Raw genomic sequence first — 14,199 nt, 5'->3', positions numbered from 1 at the left:
TACGCATCCTTATGAAGTGGTGGTGCGGGGAGCGGCGGCGCAGGCGCCGAGCAGCGCGAGCAGGCCCCGCACCGCCGCGTCGAAAGCGGCCGGTGAGCCGGAGGAGCGGGCCAGGACATAGCCGCCCTGCACCGTCGCGACGATCGCCGAGGCGATCTCCCGAGGGTCGAGCCCGGCCGTGAACTCGCCCTGGGCGACGCCCTCTTCCACGATCCCCGCGAGCCGCTCGCGCAGCCAGTCGAGGGTCTCGGTGACGGGCGCGCGCAGCTCGTCGCTGGCGACGACGTCCGGATCCATCGTGAGCCGCCCGACCGGGCAGCCCCTCAACACGTCGCGCTCGCGCAGCAGATACGCCTCGATGCGCGCGTACGCCGATCCGGTGCCGCCGAGCACGGCCTCGGCCGTGGCTCGCATCTGCTCGGCGGTGCGTCGGATCGCGGCGAGCGCGAGGTCGGGCTTGCCGGTGAAGTGGTGGTACATGGGCGAATTTATACCCCCCTCCTGACCTGCGCAGATGCTACCTGGTGGCGGGGGATCATGTGCCTGAGTCTGGCGGGTCAACCGCTGCGTCGACGGTGGCGGCTGCTTCGGCGCCCGACACATTGAGAATCTGCGGCGGCTGCGCAATGTAGTTCCGCAGGGCCGTGTTGATCACGTAAGTGACTGTCCGGCCCTCGGCTTCAGCCTTCTTCATGGCCGCCTTCCACAGATCGTCCGGCACACGGACATTGCGCAGCGGGATGGCCATGCCAAAGATCCTTTCGCTGTAGGTGCAGCACGCTAACAGGAGCCTCGTCCACTGCGGGCCGGGTGCCTTCCTCATGCCCCGCGGCCCGTACCTGGCAGGTTCGGTACGCGTCGCGGGCCCAGGGTCAGACGCCCTCGCCGGCTGCCCGCCGCTTCGCCTTCTCCGAGCGGCTCTTGTACTCGGGCGGCGGCTCGATGCCGTGCTTGCGGGCGAGGGTCCGGAACGTCTCGTCGGTCTTGCCGGTCCAGTCCGCGAGCGCCTGCGTGCCCGCGCCGCGGCGCAGCATCTCCAGCGCATCGGCCATGATCCCGGGCCGCATCTCGCGCTCTGCCTTCAGGTGGCGCCGGTACTTCTCGAAGCGCTTCGCCATCTCTTCATCGGGTGTCACGTCGTCGGCCATGCCGCTCATGGTACAGCCCAAGAGTTTGGGCTCTCGGAAAGAATCACCACACCCCAAGTGTTTGGGGTATTGCATCCCAAGAACGTGGGATGGATAGTGGAAGCAGAAGGAAGAACCGAAGGGGTGGGGGTCATGACCAAGCTCTACAAGCGCACCGAGAACGGCGTCACCGCATTCGTCAGCAAGCGTCAGGGCCTGGACGAGATCAACCACGCGCAGATGGACGGCAAGCGCGCCGTACACACGATGTCCTCCATCACCCGCACCGACTACGACATCGAGTACAAGGACGGCCGTTCCGTCCGCCTGGTCCTCGTCGACGCTCCGGCGCCAGAAGGGTTTACGCAGGGTCAGCCGGTTGTCGTCCAGCACCCCGGCCGGCCGTCGTTTACGGGCACCGTGGCCCACATCCACACCGCACCGGGTTACGTGGCCGTGCGCGACGACCGCCGGGGGGACGTAATCACCCACCCCACGCGCTTCGTGTCCCCCGCTGAAACCGAGGAGGAGTCGGAGGCCGGTCCCAAGGCGTGGACGGGCGAGCCCACACGGATCATCACCGTCAAGGGCAAGCGGTACGCGGTCAGCCCGATCCACCCGGCCCCGCCCTGGACCGTGGGCGCGACATCCGGCGTCACTCCGGCGCACGTCGACTACTGGTCCGAGCGGAACGGCAAGACCTTCGGCGCCACCCGGTCCGCCAATGGCGACGCGAAGCCCGGCACCGTCGGCCGCGCCATCTGGGACGCGGTGAACGCCGGATGACCATCGCGAGCGCCTCATGACGCGCCTCCGGGAGTCTGGCCTCGACCTCCCAGGGGGCTCACGCCTCGTCCGCGTCTACCTCAGGACGCCTGACCGCACACAGCCCCGGCGGGGGAAGTCGCCCGCCACCTGTCGCAGGGCGCCGGGGCGCCACCCAAGATCCCACCGCAGCCCTGAAGGGGGCGTCATGACGATCCACGACCTCGGCACGCTGAACCGCGACCTGACGACGGGGCGGTTCGTGCAGGCCTTCACGCTCAGCTACGGAACGGTCAACGGAACCATCGTCCGCACCCTTCCGGCGTCCGGCATCGAGCGTGTCGGCGCGCTGGCCGCGCGGGGAGCGGAGCGCGGCATCGTCTGGGACATCGAGGTCACCGACAAGAACGGTGTCGATGTCACCTTCGACTTCGCCTGCTTCCAGGACTGACTCCGAGCCCCGGTCGGCCCTCGCGGCGCCGGGGCTCCTCCCTGGCCGGAGCGTGCGCCTCCATATCCCGTCAACATTCCAAGTGTTTGGGGTATTGTCATCCCAAGCACTTGGGGTGATACTGGTAGTAGGAATAGAGCCGGAAGGGTGAGGACCATGAAGACCACCGTCGCTGAGTACCTGGTCACCCGGGGCCTCCCCGCTGACTGGCGCTATGCCTCGCCGTTCGGCCGCATCGCTGCCGAGACCTACCGCAGCGTCTACCGCCGCGAGCCCCGCAAGGCGTTCCGCCTCATCAACGGCAGGTTCCGCCGCGTGATGGCCTACCGCGCGAGCGAGCGTCACGTGCTCGACACCGCGTACGAGATCTACCCGCGCACGGCGACTCCGGACGCCGTTCCGACGCCGCGTCACACCGTGGCCCGCATCAGCGGCGCGATGCGGTGGACGCCCAGCTCTGCACCTCTCACCCGGCACCCGTAAAGCCCACGCCCACGGGGGAACCCATGCTGCACACCGACGAGAAGCCCACCTGCCCGATTCTCGACGCCCCGGACAACTACCACTTCGAGGGCCGTTGCGAGGACTGCGACGTCAAGACGCTGTCCCGCCTGAGCCTTGGGCAGGTGGAGGACCGCTACTACGCGGGACGCACGGGCCAGGATCAGTTCGAGGCGTACGTGTACGTGTGGGCGACGCTCTCCCCGTCCGGCAGCGGCGGCGGGTGGCGCGAGACGCCGACCGACCTGAACGTCCGGCGCATCGCGCGGAAGCTGCTGCGGGCCCGCGACTTTGAGATCCCCGCCGCGCTGGAAGAGCCCGACGACATCCGTGAGGGGGAGTGATGAAGGAACTGATCGATCTGCTGCCGGAACTGCCCGAGGAAGACGACTGGGGCTGTACGCCCGAAGGCTACGGCTGGATCGGTGAACTGTTCGGAAGCGGCTGGCACGCCATTTCGGCGTGGGGTTCAGAGGGCTGGGACCTCGGCAGCTGGCCGTACCAGATCATCGCGCACTGCAACCTGCCGGGTGTCCCCCTGTACGGGCTGGCCACATACACGGAAGGCGACATCGACGTGCAGGCGTTCGGCTCCCGGGAGGAGCGGGACGCGGCGACCAACGAAATCGCCCTGTGTCTCTGGATCAGCAACGAGAACGGTCCGGACGGCCTCACCGAAGACATGTCCCCGATCCCCGCGCAGTTCTGCGGCCCGTACAGGGGGCAGTCATGATCCTCTCCATCGTCGTCTGGGTCTGGGACCACTGGTTCCTGTACCTGCTGCTCACCGCCGCGCTGGTCATGGTGGCCGTCGCGGCGACCGCGAGGGGGCGGGCGTCGTGAGCGGACTCAACGCATTCATGGCCACCGTCGTCGCCAGCGGAGGGTGCACGCCTGAACAGCGTCGTCAGATCTGCCTGTTGAAGGGCGTTGCCCCTGAGGACATCGACCCGGCAACGGGCTACGACATCAGTGACCGGGCGTACGGGACGGTGCGCGAATCGTGGCGCGACTGGGCGTCATCAATCGGACTCAGCGAGTACTACGACTTGCCGCGCTACCGAAAAACCGTCGCTCTCTGGCACAAATTCCGCCCGGATCTGTGCAGCGCTGATGCCTGGTGGTTTGACGGCATCGAGATCGAATGGCACTGACCCGCAGCCCCGGTCCGGTCACCACGGACGTACGCCGCAAGGCAGACCGGGGCACCGATTCCATCTCACCCGCACGCCCTGAGGGGGAAGTGATGATCACGCTCATCAAGGACGCCGTCACTCTGTACGACATCGAGATCAATGAAGTGTGGTGCTGCATGAGTACCGCTGACGGAGAGAGGGACATACGCCTCTGCCGCGAACTGGGTGACACCGTTCAGGAGTACGAGACCGTAGACCGTGACGGGAACCTCGTGCGCGTAGTGCTTCAGACCGACGCCCCCTCGCGGTCTCGCAAGCCCGACCAGGGCGCTGTGTATGTGTTCACCTGAGCCCTACACCTGGACGTTTACGGAGGACGGCATCCGCCGCCAGGTGAAGATCCACCGGGCCCGTGACGGCGTCGAAGTCATATGGGCGCCGCGCCGCCTCGGGGACCCCGCGCCGTGGTTCGACGCCGACCGCGCGGAGTACGACCCCGTCGCCTACTACGAGGACGCAGACCTCATCACCCTCGGAGTTCCGGTCACCTCGTGGTCCGGCTTCCCGGACTGATCCCCTGACCCCCGCCCGGGACATGCGACCCGCACCATCGACTCGCTTCCCGGGCGGGCTCCTCGCACCCGTACCCCAACGGCAGAGGGTGGGGCCTTAAAAGCCCTGAGCAGTGCGGGTTCGAATCCCGCCGGGTGCACTTCCGCAACCGAGCCCCGGAAGGAATAGCCATGGGCACACGCGGCTTCATCGGGTTCGTCGCCGAAGGGCGCGAAACCATCGTGTACAACCACTGGGACAGCTACCCGAGCGGGCTGGGCCTGGACGTACTGCACTTCGCGCGGTCAGTGACGGACTGGGATGCCGCGAAGCAGCAGGCAGCAGCGCTCGTGCACATCGACCCGGACGTGCCTCCGACCGAGGAGCAGAAGGTATTGCTCAAGAGGTGGGAGGACCCCGACGTCGGGGGTGCCGGAGACGGCTGGTACCAGCTGCTGCGCGGCACGCAAGGCGACCCTGCGGCAATCCTGGCGGCTGGCCATGCGGAGCATGATCCCGACTGGCCGGGCAGCTCACTGTTCTGCGAGTGGGGCTATCTCCTCGACCTCGACGCCCGGGTCCTGGAGGTCTACGAGGGCTTCCAGGAAGAGCCGCACAGCGCAGGCCGTTTCGCTGACCGCCCCGGCTGCGACGGCTACACCCCGGTCAAGCTCGTGGCTTCCTGGCCGCTCCGTGAACTTCCGGAGGACGACGCTCTGTTGGCCTGCGAGAACTGAGACCCCCGCCCGGGACGCATCCCCCCGCCACCCGGGCGGGCCCCGGCAGGCGCCTTCGTCACCCTCTCCCGGCGAGGGCGCCTGTCACCTCAACCCGATCTCTGCCCCGGAAGGGGGCGTCATGAGCGAGCAGTACCCGGTATCCGGCGGCAAGATGGTCATCAGTCCGGACGGCACGTCCACGTACGTGCGCTTCTACGACCGCCCGCAGACGGCGGACGAGACGAAGGCGTTCGCGAAGTACGCGGACCTGTCACCGCTGGAGATTCTGCGGCGTCTACGCGTGGCCGAGTGGAACGCCGACGTCTGCCAGCGCGAACGCGACCGGTGGAGGGTGGAGACGCAGCGGCTTCAGGGCGAACTCGCTGCCGCTGAGCGCAAGCTAGCCGCGTACCCGCCGGACGGCTACGAGCTGCCGAAGGTGGTCGCAGATCTGCTGGCACACACCACGGCGCACGGCTGGAAGACCGCCGTCGCCTGGACGCTGCGCGTCGAGGGCGGCGCGTATGTGGATGTGCGCCTCGGGCGCCTGGCCGACCCTGCCGAGGCACGCTTCCCGGGCGCGCGGTGGGAGTACCAGATGACGTGGGGGTTTCCCGGTCCCGGGGCGCGCGGCGCCAGGGTCCGCACGAGTCTGGCCAAGACACCCGACAGTGCGCAGTGGCGCGACGCCCCGTCGCTCAAGAAGATCCGTGAGGTGATCGCGGCGAACCCGATGCCAAGGACGGACGCGCCGTGACTGCCCTCGTAATCCGCATCGTGACGTGCGACGCCATCGATGACGGTGAGGTCTGTGACAGCGAGATCGGCGGCGATCCGGACGTGCCGTCCATCGAGGCGCTGCGCTGCGCTGCCGCTGAAGAGGGCTGGCGGCGCATCCCCGGTGATGACCTCGACTACTGCCCGCACCACTCCTGAAGGGACCGGCTCATGCACATCATGACCAGGCTGCACTGGAGCGTCATGCCTGTCTCGTTCGCCCCTGAGGTGGTCCTGGAGTTCCGGGCCGCGCAGCTGGAGCGGCACCAGGCGGAGCGGGAGTTCATGGCCGCGTGGGACACGCCTGCGGAGTCATCGACGGCCGCGTACATGGAGTCCGCGTGGCTCGCCGAATCCTGGGCCTACGCCGCCGCCGTGGCCGTATACGGCACCTGAAAGCTCCCCTGCCTGCGTGACTCCCGTTGACGGCGGGTGCAGGCAGGGGTCCCCGCGCCCTTGGGTGGCGGCGCGGGATGAGGGCGCCCCGGAGATGTCGACTCCTCCGCCTCCGGGGCGCCCGCCCCGCCCTCGTAACTCAGTCAGGAAGAGCCTGCGCGCGCCTCTCCCACTCCCCGCGCGCAGTGACCCCGGTTCGAGTCCGGGCGAGGGCACTTCGAAGCACCCGGTCATGTCCCCTCCGGGGACCCACAGGCGCCACACCGAGAGCGCCGCTCTTCACCCGCATCAACGCCCTGAAGGGGGCGCGCCATGGCGAGCATCGCCGACCTCGACATCACGACGGAAGAACTCCAGCGGCGGATCCGCGAAGGGGAGGCAGCCGAAATGCGGCACCTCCTGCACGACGCCGACCCGGACAGCACCGTGCCCGCGTTCATCGACCTGGATAAGGGGGTGCGGGGATGAGCGCCCGCGACGAACTGGCCGCGCACTTCACGTCGGACGCCCTCGCGGACCAGCTGCTGGACGCCTATCGCGCTGAGGTCCTACGCGAAGCCGAGGGCGTTGCGTCGGAGGCGTTCGATGCGGCTGACGAGCGCGATGACCGCGCGGGAGCGGACATGGCTGAGCAACTCGCTGACCGCTACGGACAGATGGTGCGAGAGATCGAGGTCACCCCGTGACCCGCCGCCGCGTCCAGCGGACGAAGCAGAAGGCCACCCGCAAGCGGGACGTGGAGAGCGGGAGCGGCAGCGCCGACCGGGCGCGCGGCAGAACAGCGTCGCGGCGCGCCGCGCTGGTGACGCAGGCGGCACGCCGCTTCCTTGCGAGGAGTGCACCGTGACCGTGGCCGAGTACCTGCGGGCCGCTCGTACCCTGTCGCAACGCGAGGTCGACCACCGCGCGTTCGTGCGCGGCCTGACCGATCCGGCGCCCGGCGACGTGGCGGAAGCGCACGCGCTGCACGCGGAGTACGGCGGTGCCGAGCGGTGAACCGCGCCCACCTGCGGGACGGCTGCCAGCACATCTCCCGCTGCACCCTGTGCGGCACGGCGGGGGCGCCGCTGCGCTGCGTGCCGCGCCGCACGCTTTCTCCGCTCCGCTCGCCGGCCCGCCTGTGCGCGGGCTGCTGGCGGGACATCGCTATCTCAGAAACGGAAGGACCGCCATGACCGACCCCATCCCGGTGGACGTGGACGACCGCCTCGCGGCGCGGTTCGCGGAGCTTCAGAGCGCGAAGGAGTCCGCGGCGAAGTGGAACGCATACGCGAAGAGCCTGACGGCCAGCATCCTTGAGGAGCTGGGCTACGACCCCGGCGACGACAAGCCGCCCTCCCGTGTGGCGCACGACGCCGACGGGAAGCCGCTGTTTGCCGTGGAGGTGAGCTACCGCAAGGGCTTCGACAAGGGGTCTCTCGCCACGAAATATCCGGCGGTGTACGCGGAGTTCGAGACGCTGACCCCGGTCAAGTCGCTGAAGCCCGCCACCTGATCCGTTCGCCCTGAGCCCCGCCGCCGCACCGGCCGCGGGGTTTCTTCATGCCCGGGAGGGCGCAGTGAACCTTGCACAACGGATGGCGCTCTTCGAGCTGCTCGTCAGACTCGGGCCCGTCGAATGGCTGGACGGCTTCTGCGGGGGCGGCGGCTCGACCCGCGGCATCCACCTGATCCCCGGACAGAAGACCCGGGTCGCGATCAACCACTGGCGCCCGTCGGTCGACGTGCACCAGGCCAACAACCCGGACACGGATCACGACTGCGCGGACATCTCGCAGGTCGACCCGCGGCGCTACCCGCGCACCGACTGCGCGTGGTTCTCCCCGTCGTGCACGGCTCACAGCATCGCCCAGGGTGCGCGCTTCATGGCCGTGGACGAGAGCGCGGTGCGCGCGCGGTCGACGATGTGGGACGTCCAGCGGTTCGACGAGATCCACAAGTACCGCTTCATCATCGTCGAGAACGTCGTCGAAGTCCGCACCTGGGTCGGCTTCCGCGCCTGGAAGATCGCCATGGCGGACGGCGGGAAATGCCTGCACGAGGTCTTCCTCAACGCGGCCCACGCGGGGCGCCTCGGGGATCCGGCGCACCAGTGGCGCGACCGCTGGTTCTGCCTCATGCACCCCAAGGGCACGCCGTGCCCGGACACCGACGCGTGGATCGCACCCGCCGCACTGTGCGCCGCCTGCGGTCCGACGACCGGGCGGCAGACGTGGAAGAACGGCCGCGACGCAGGCAAGTACCGGCGCCAGTACGACTTCGTGTGCCGGACCTGCGCGGCGCCGGTGGAGCCGCACGTGCGCCCGGCGGGCGACGTCATCGACTGGTCACTGCCGACGCCGGTGATCGGCGAGCGCAAGACCCCGCTCGCGGCGAAGACCATGAGCCGTATCGAGCACGGGCTGCGGGAGTACGGTCCGGCCCTGGTGCCCGTCGAAGGACGTGACGGCAAGCGGCCGTTCCCCGTGGAAGTGCCCATGCGCACGGTCACCGGCCGCAACGAGACCGGGCTGGTCGTGCCGCCGTTCATCGCGGAACTGCGCGGCGGCAGCAGCAAGACCCGGCGGGTCTCGGAGCCCCTGAGCACGGTGTGCGCGAGCGGCAACCACCACGGTCTGGTCATCCCGTACTACGGGCGGACCCGGGTGCGGACCACCGACGAGCCGTTCATGACGGTGACCACGGTGGACCGGGCGGCGCTGATGCCGAACCCGCAGCCGGACATCAACGACTGCGGCTTCCGCATGATCACACCCCCGGAGTACGCGCGGTTCATGGACTTCCCCGACAGCTACGACTGGCTGGCCGGCCGCCTCAGCAAACGCGACCGCGTCCGCCTCGCCGGACAGGCGGTGCCCGTGAACATGGCCCGCGACCTGGTCGGCTGCGCACTGGAATCCATGGCGGCCTGACACGCCATGTGCCGGGGCCCGCTGTTCAACGGCGAACACCTGTGGAATTCCGCGATCGGTGTGCCCTCGAAGGTCATCGAGTGCGACTGGTGCGTGATCTGTTCAGCGCCCCGCCCCGGCTTCATGGACCCCGCTGCGAAGGCAGCCCAATGGAAAGCGGAGGCCGATGCCGCCGAAGAAGAGACGCTGCAAGGACTGCCCGGAGGACAGCAAGCGTCCGGCTCCCTACCCCGGCCCCCGCTGCGCGACGTGCCACCGGGCGGTGAAGAAGCGGCGTAGGGAGGCGGCGCACGAGCTGGCCGTGCAGAACACGTACGGCCTCGCCGCGGGCGACTACGCCAAGCTGTACCGCCTTCAGGGCGGCCGCTGTGCGATCTGCCGCCGCGCCACCGGGGCGACGCGCCGTCTCAGCGTCGACCACGACCACGCCAGCGGCGCGGTGCGCGGGCTGCTCTGCCGCCCCTGCAACTCGATGCTGGGCCACGCCCGCGACGAACTCGACTTCTTCATACGGGCGCACCACTACCTGTTCAACCCGCCTGCACGACGGCTGAGAGGAGACGCAACGTGATTCCGGAGATCACCATCGGCCTGAACGGGGGCTGCTTCCTGTTCCTGTGCGCCTTCGCCTGGGCCTGGCACAAGAGGGAGCGCCGCCGTGGCCGATAGGTATCACTGCATCTCCTGCCACAAGAACGTGGTCGCGACGGTGGACAACCACTACCGCAAGCACGACCGGGAGAAGGGGACGGAGTGCTCGCGCTCGAAGCGCGACATCCCCGCCTGGCTGATCCGGCGCGGCCCCGAGACGGGGCCCGACGACGAGCGGCCCGTCATCGGCCGTGACTATGCGCCGTGCCCCGCCTGCCCCGGCTCGCCCGTACTGGACGGCGCGACAGGGTACTTCACCGATCACATGCGCGAGGGCGAGACACCCACGTCGAAGCGCGTGAAGTGCCCCATGTCCGGCAAGCCGTACGAGAGCGGAGAGAGCGCGTGCCCGACGGTGAAGGAGTCCCCTACATCGGGTCAGAACCAGACTGCGCCTACTGCCCGCCTGGACGGTGCGACGGATGTCCGGCCGACTGCCGACAGTGCGGCCCCCAACGAGTCCGAGGAGATGATCAGCAAATGGGCAGAGGCAGCCGCAAGAGCGATCGAGAACAGGGAGCTGCCGCCGCCCTGCCCGGAGTCGACGACTACGCAGCAGGACTCGCCGCCGCGGCCGGACGCAGCCGAGGCGCCGCCTTCAAGCCCCTCAACACCTGCGACGAACCCAACTGGTGCGGGCTCTGCGGATGGTGCTGGTGCCGGGGCATCGAGCCAGCAGGAGCAGCCGTGCCACATCACGAAGGATCACGGGCCGCACCTGTGGATGTACGAGAGGCGGCAGGCGCAGTGCCCGGGGAAGACCGCAGCGTCCAGCAAGAGAGAGCTGGGCGTCGCGGCGGTGACGAGGCTTTCCCGGAAGGATGCCCCCACCCCGGACGCCACGCCTGCGGACAGTGCAGCCCCGGCACCTGCGGATGCCCCGGAAAGGTCACCGGCCCCTGTGCCGCCGCCGGATGCGGCTCTCACCCCGACTGCCTCAAGCCGGACGGAACCTGCGGCTGCGGCACCGGCTGAGCCGCTCTTCGCCCAGCCGGGTTCGCCGTTCTCGCAGCCGGCCAAGACGCCCGCGGCAGAGCCTGCCGTGCCGATGACGATGATGGCTGAACGGCTGGTCGCCAGGATGCGGGAGGTCTTCTACTCGTTCGGCAACCGGAAGACGAACGACAACCGATCGGCGCAGACGACGCTCGGGCCGTCCGAGATCGGCAGCCCCTGCGACAGGCGCCTTGCCATGTCGCTGCTGCGGATACCGCCGGTCAATCCGGGCGGCGACGGCTGGGCTTCCTTCAAGGGCACGGCCATCCACAAGGAGCTGGCCGAGGTGTTCACGTGGGCGAGCGGCAACACAGGACGCTTCGCTGTCGAGGTGCCGCTGAAGTTCCCCAGCGGTCTCGTACCGCGCGGCACGACGGATCTCCTTGACCGCGTCCTGTTCATGGTCGATGACCACAAGATCCAGGGGAAGTGGTCACAGAACAAGCTGCGCACGGAAGGCATGACGCCGACGCAGCGAACACAGCTGCACGTGTACGGATTCGGCGCGAGGTTGCAAGGCGAGCGCGTCGACTTCGTGGCGCTGCTGTCGTGGCCCATGGAGTCGTCTTCGCTGGACGATCTGTATGCGGTCGTCGAACCCTACGACCCGCAGATAGCGCGCGATGCGCTGGCGCGGGTGGACAGGATCGACAACGGTATCCACGACTACATCGGAGCAGGCCCGACAGAGCGCACGCCGCTTGAAGTGGCACGCCAATTCCCCGTCGATCCGAGCGACTGCAAATTCTGCGACTGGTATGCGCCCGGTGATCCGAACATGGAGCGGGGGTGTCCGGGGCGGTAGATGAAGTGACGTGGCCCAAGTTGGTTGCGGTGAGTTCAGTTTTGGCGAGGCAGGCGCGGTTGGGCAAGTCGGGGCCAGGCAAGGGTTGTCCAGGCTCGGTTCGGCGCGGCACGGCAGGCAGGGCGCGGATTGGCCCGTCATGGCGGGGTGCTGTTCGGCAGTCAGGTCGCGGCGTGAAATGGCACGGCTCGGTAATGCGTGGCAAGACTCGGCAGGGCAGGCGTGGCCGGGCATGGACCGGAATGGCCCGGCAGGGCATGGCAGGCGAGGCGAGTTGCGGCGCGTCTGGGCGACGTGCGTTTTGGCGCGGCAGGCTGGGCGGGTTTCGGCACGGCGCAGTGAGTTGGGGCATGGCAGGCAAGGCGGGGCGGGAAATGGCTTTGGCGAGGCAGGCGCGCTCTGGCAAGTCCCGGTCCGGCAAGTTCTGGCGAGGCGTGGCAGGCATGGTTCGGCGAGTTCGGGCGAGGCAGGGAAAGGCGCGGCAGGCTAGGCGAGTTTAGGCATGGCACGGATCGTTGCGGTTCGGCGCGGCAGGCATGGCGGGGCAAGTTACGTCCCGACGTGGCCGGTTACGGCAAGGCAGGCACGCTCTGGCAAGTCCCGTCCCGGCAAGGTCTGGTAAGGCATGGCAGGCATGGCAAGGCAAACAACTACCCGTGAAGGAAGAGAAGATGACCGCTGAAATTCAGCTCGAAAAGATCGACGCGGAAACCATACGTATCCCCATTGTGGGAACGTCGCCGCTGATCGTGCACCGCTTCAGTGAAAAGGCGAAGCGGCAGATGCTCGACAACATGCAGGGACGCAAGTCTCCGAAGCAGAGCAAGGACCCGGAAGCCGAGTACGAGGCCGCCTTCTACCACCTGAAGGACGGCGGCTACGGCTTCCCGGTTATCGCGTTCAAGGCGGCGACGATCGGCGGCGCCCGGTTCTACCAGGGCGTGACGATGACCGCGTTGCGGCAGTTCATGTTCTTCCGTGGCGAGGTCGGCGACGACGGCCGCGGCATGACCCGCATCGACGGCACCCCGCACATGCGCGAAGACACCGTGACGGTGGGGCGCGGCGGCCACGACCTGCGCTACCGCCCCGAGTTCCCGGAGTGGACCACGGCACTGGACGTCGTCTACGTCAAGTCGATGCTGACCCGCGAATCCGTGATCTCCCTGATCGCGGCGGGCGGAATGGGCGTCGGCGTGGGGGAGTGGCGCCCCGAGAAGGGCGGCGACTTCGGCACGTACGACATCGACCAGTCGCGGGAAGTCGAGGTCATCTCGTGAGCCTGCGCGACCAGCTGCAATCCATCTACGACCAGCGGGGGCAGCTCACGCCGTCACTGATCGTGGATGAGGCGCGCGACGCATCTCATCCGCTGCATTCCCGCTTCGAATGGAACGACGGCGTGGCCGGTGAGAAGTACCGGCAGCAGCAGGCGCACGAACTGATCCGCTCCGTGAAGGTGGTGTACCGCGAGGCGGACGAGAGCGGTCCCGCCAAATCGGTGCGCGCCTACCACGCGGTGCGCCGCGAGCACGGCCACGTATACGAGCCCGTCGAAACGGTCGTATCCGATGACTTCACGCGCCGCCTCGTACTGGCCGACATGGCGCGTGAATGGCAGACGCTTAAGCGCCGCTACCAGGACTTCGAGGAATTCACAGAGATGATCCGCGAAGACCTGAACGACGAAGCGGCGTAGCGCACGGCAGGCGTGGCGGGTCCGGGATTGGAGTGGCAAGGCCAGGCTTGGCACGGCGTGGCAGGCGAGGCGAGGCCGGGCATGTCAATGCGCGTCCGGTTGCGGCGCGGTCTGGCAAGGCAGGCGGGTTATGTCAGGGCAAGTTCCGGCGCGTCGCGGTAAGCCGCGGCTTGGCAGGCAAGGAGAAGGCGGCGTAATGGTCGACAGTAATCCCGCCGTGCAGTGGTGGGAGGACGACCCCGAAAGCCCTGGGAACCTGGAACGCTGCGAGATCAGCTATTCGGTGCCGAACAAGTACATCCCGGAACTCGAAGATGACATCACGCCCGGACAGGATTCCGGCGGATTCTCGCGCCCCATGTTCGAGGTGCTGCCCCAATAGGAGGTGACAGATATGGAACTCGATTACGAGAAGCTGCTCACCCCGGGTGAGGTGGCTGAGATCTTCCGCGTGGACGTCAAGACGGTGTCCCGCTGGGCGCAGGCCGGGAAGCTCTCTTCGGTCCGCACGCTCGGCGGGCACCGCCGCTACCGCGACTCGGAGGTGCGGGCCGCATTCGATGCCGTGCAAGAAAAGCAGGCCGCGTGAGGTGGCTCCGCGTACTGGTGCACCGCCTCTTCCCGCAGCTGCACTGGTGGGCCGAGACGGCGCGCGGCCCGCTGCGCTGGATATGCGCCGGCTGCGGCGCGCAGACAACCGAACTCCCGTAAC

The 14,199-nt window shown here is 68.4% G+C and carries 28 protein-coding genes and 2 tRNA genes; 27 read left to right on the top strand and 3 right to left on the bottom strand.

All coding sequences use genetic code 11. The features are described 5' to 3' along the window. Positions 1-9 precede the first annotated feature (9 nt). The 3 genes from DMA15_RS03930 to DMA15_RS03920 form a co-directional block, all read right to left on the bottom strand. The gene (locus DMA15_RS03930) at positions 10-603 is read right to left on the bottom strand and encodes a TetR/AcrR family transcriptional regulator (RefSeq protein WP_125511265.1); all 594 of its coding nucleotides are present in this window, start codon (positions 601-603) and stop codon (positions 10-12) included. Then, a complete protein-coding gene (locus DMA15_RS03925; protein WP_125511264.1) occupies positions 536-748 on the bottom strand; it encodes a CopG family transcriptional regulator in 213 nt (70 codons plus the stop codon). The genes DMA15_RS03930 and DMA15_RS03925 overlap by 68 nt, the downstream gene beginning before the upstream one ends. Before the next feature lie 124 nt (positions 749-872). Then, positions 873-1,148, bottom strand: a complete 276-nt coding sequence (locus DMA15_RS03920) for a hypothetical protein (protein ID WP_125511263.1) — start codon at positions 1,146-1,148, stop codon at positions 873-875. A 132-nt stretch (positions 1,149-1,280) separates the two neighbouring features. On the opposite strand from DMA15_RS03920, the gene DMA15_RS36990 reads away from it, so the two are divergent. The 27 genes from DMA15_RS36990 (at position 1,281) to DMA15_RS37920 (ending at position 14,198) form a co-directional block, all read left to right on the top strand. Next, positions 1,281-1,913: a hypothetical protein gene (locus DMA15_RS36990; RefSeq protein ID WP_206302654.1), complete on the top strand. Its 633-nt coding sequence runs from the start codon at positions 1,281-1,283 to the stop codon at positions 1,911-1,913. A gap of 187 nt (positions 1,914-2,100) precedes the next feature. After that, positions 2,101-2,343 carry a hypothetical protein gene (locus DMA15_RS03910; protein ID WP_125511262.1) on the top strand — a complete coding sequence of 81 codons (243 nt, stop codon included), beginning with the start codon at positions 2,101-2,103 and terminating at the stop codon, positions 2,341-2,343. Between the two features lie 156 nt (positions 2,344-2,499). Further along, on the top strand, positions 2,500-2,826 hold the full coding sequence (locus tag DMA15_RS03905; RefSeq protein ID WP_125511261.1) for a hypothetical protein: 327 nt from the start codon (positions 2,500-2,502) through the stop codon (positions 2,824-2,826). A 23-nt stretch (positions 2,827-2,849) separates the two neighbouring features. After that, on the top strand, positions 2,850-3,188 hold the full coding sequence (locus tag DMA15_RS03900) for a hypothetical protein (RefSeq protein ID WP_125511260.1): 339 nt from the start codon (positions 2,850-2,852) through the stop codon (positions 3,186-3,188). Beyond that, positions 3,188-3,577: a hypothetical protein gene (locus tag DMA15_RS03895; protein WP_125511259.1), complete on the top strand. Its 390-nt coding sequence runs from the start codon at positions 3,188-3,190 to the stop codon at positions 3,575-3,577. The genes DMA15_RS03900 and DMA15_RS03895 overlap by 1 nt, the downstream gene beginning before the upstream one ends. 106 nt (positions 3,578-3,683) lie before the next feature. Further along, complete coding sequence (locus DMA15_RS03890; protein ID WP_125511258.1) at positions 3,684-3,998, top strand: hypothetical protein; 315 nt, start codon at positions 3,684-3,686, stop codon at positions 3,996-3,998. A 92-nt stretch (positions 3,999-4,090) separates the two neighbouring features. Next, positions 4,091-4,330 (top strand): hypothetical protein, encoded by a 240-nt coding sequence (locus tag DMA15_RS03885; protein WP_125511257.1) that lies wholly within the window; start codon positions 4,091-4,093, stop codon positions 4,328-4,330. Then, entirely contained in the window at positions 4,317-4,553 is a 237-nt protein-coding gene (locus DMA15_RS03880; RefSeq protein WP_125511256.1) for a hypothetical protein, read from the top strand. The genes DMA15_RS03885 and DMA15_RS03880 overlap by 14 nt, the downstream gene beginning before the upstream one ends. A 64-nt stretch (positions 4,554-4,617) precedes the next feature. Then, positions 4,618-4,692, top strand: a tRNA-Leu gene (locus DMA15_RS03875). A 31-nt stretch (positions 4,693-4,723) separates the two neighbouring features. Continuing rightward, positions 4,724-5,269, top strand: a complete 546-nt coding sequence (locus tag DMA15_RS03870) for a hypothetical protein (protein WP_125511255.1) — start codon at positions 4,724-4,726, stop codon at positions 5,267-5,269. A 121-nt stretch (positions 5,270-5,390) separates the two neighbouring features. Further along, positions 5,391-6,008: a hypothetical protein gene (locus DMA15_RS03865; RefSeq protein ID WP_125511254.1), complete on the top strand. Its 618-nt coding sequence runs from the start codon at positions 5,391-5,393 to the stop codon at positions 6,006-6,008. Beyond that, positions 6,005-6,187 carry a hypothetical protein gene (locus tag DMA15_RS03860; protein ID WP_125511253.1) on the top strand — a complete coding sequence of 61 codons (183 nt, stop codon included), beginning with the start codon at positions 6,005-6,007 and terminating at the stop codon, positions 6,185-6,187. The genes DMA15_RS03865 and DMA15_RS03860 overlap by 4 nt, the downstream gene beginning before the upstream one ends. 12 nt (positions 6,188-6,199) lie before the next feature. Next, complete coding sequence (locus DMA15_RS03855; RefSeq protein ID WP_125511252.1) at positions 6,200-6,424, top strand: hypothetical protein; 225 nt, start codon at positions 6,200-6,202, stop codon at positions 6,422-6,424. 128 nt (positions 6,425-6,552) lie between these two features. Next, positions 6,553-6,639 (top strand) — tRNA-OTHER (locus DMA15_RS36545). 97 nt (positions 6,640-6,736) lie between these two features. Continuing rightward, a complete protein-coding gene (locus DMA15_RS36540) occupies positions 6,737-6,892 on the top strand; it encodes a hypothetical protein (RefSeq protein ID WP_158708785.1) in 156 nt (51 codons plus the stop codon). Beyond that, positions 6,889-7,110, top strand: coding sequence for a hypothetical protein (locus tag DMA15_RS03850; RefSeq protein WP_125511251.1), 222 nt, complete (start codon positions 6,889-6,891; stop codon positions 7,108-7,110). Before DMA15_RS36540 ends, DMA15_RS03850 begins: the two co-directional genes overlap by 4 nt. Next, positions 7,107-7,271, top strand: a complete 165-nt coding sequence (locus DMA15_RS36535; protein WP_164551686.1) for a hypothetical protein — start codon at positions 7,107-7,109, stop codon at positions 7,269-7,271. Before DMA15_RS03850 ends, DMA15_RS36535 begins: the two co-directional genes overlap by 4 nt. Next, positions 7,268-7,420 carry a hypothetical protein gene (locus tag DMA15_RS36530; RefSeq protein WP_164551685.1) on the top strand — a complete coding sequence of 51 codons (153 nt, stop codon included), beginning with the start codon at positions 7,268-7,270 and terminating at the stop codon, positions 7,418-7,420. The genes DMA15_RS36535 and DMA15_RS36530 overlap by 4 nt, the downstream gene beginning before the upstream one ends. A 175-nt stretch (positions 7,421-7,595) precedes the next feature. After that, positions 7,596-7,919, top strand: coding sequence for a hypothetical protein (locus tag DMA15_RS03845; protein ID WP_125511250.1), 324 nt, complete (start codon positions 7,596-7,598; stop codon positions 7,917-7,919). 64 nt (positions 7,920-7,983) lie between these two features. Further along, positions 7,984-9,336 (top strand): DNA cytosine methyltransferase, encoded by a 1,353-nt coding sequence (locus tag DMA15_RS03840; protein ID WP_206302652.1) that lies wholly within the window; start codon positions 7,984-7,986, stop codon positions 9,334-9,336. Between the two features lie 166 nt (positions 9,337-9,502). Beyond that, positions 9,503-9,907: an endonuclease VII domain-containing protein gene (locus DMA15_RS03835; RefSeq protein ID WP_125511249.1), complete on the top strand. Its 405-nt coding sequence runs from the start codon at positions 9,503-9,505 to the stop codon at positions 9,905-9,907. An 87-nt stretch (positions 9,908-9,994) separates the two neighbouring features. Next, positions 9,995-11,788 carry a hypothetical protein gene (locus DMA15_RS03830; protein ID WP_125511248.1) on the top strand — a complete coding sequence of 598 codons (1,794 nt, stop codon included), beginning with the start codon at positions 9,995-9,997 and terminating at the stop codon, positions 11,786-11,788. 656 nt (positions 11,789-12,444) lie between these two features. Beyond that, on the top strand, positions 12,445-13,068 hold the full coding sequence (locus DMA15_RS03825; RefSeq protein WP_125511247.1) for a hypothetical protein: 624 nt from the start codon (positions 12,445-12,447) through the stop codon (positions 13,066-13,068). Further along, positions 13,065-13,487: a hypothetical protein gene (locus DMA15_RS03820; RefSeq protein ID WP_125511246.1), complete on the top strand. Its 423-nt coding sequence runs from the start codon at positions 13,065-13,067 to the stop codon at positions 13,485-13,487. Before DMA15_RS03825 ends, DMA15_RS03820 begins: the two co-directional genes overlap by 4 nt. Positions 13,488-13,683: 196 nt before the next feature. Next, positions 13,684-13,869 (top strand): hypothetical protein, encoded by a 186-nt coding sequence (locus tag DMA15_RS03815; protein ID WP_125511245.1) that lies wholly within the window; start codon positions 13,684-13,686, stop codon positions 13,867-13,869. A gap of 12 nt (positions 13,870-13,881) precedes the next feature. After that, complete coding sequence (locus DMA15_RS03810) at positions 13,882-14,076, top strand: BldC family transcriptional regulator (RefSeq protein WP_125511244.1); 195 nt, start codon at positions 13,882-13,884, stop codon at positions 14,074-14,076. Then, positions 14,073-14,198, top strand: a complete 126-nt coding sequence (locus tag DMA15_RS37920) for a hypothetical protein (protein ID WP_276314324.1) — start codon at positions 14,073-14,075, stop codon at positions 14,196-14,198. Before DMA15_RS03810 ends, DMA15_RS37920 begins: the two co-directional genes overlap by 4 nt. Position 14,199: the final 1 nt, after the last annotated feature.

The sequence above is a fragment of the Streptomyces sp. WAC 01529 genome (assembly GCF_003945545.1).
In the GTDB taxonomy this organism is placed as follows: domain Bacteria; phylum Actinomycetota; class Actinomycetes; order Streptomycetales; family Streptomycetaceae; genus Streptomyces; species Streptomyces anatolicus.
Note: the sequence above shows the minus strand (reverse complement) of the source record. Positions and strands in the feature narration are given on the sequence as shown.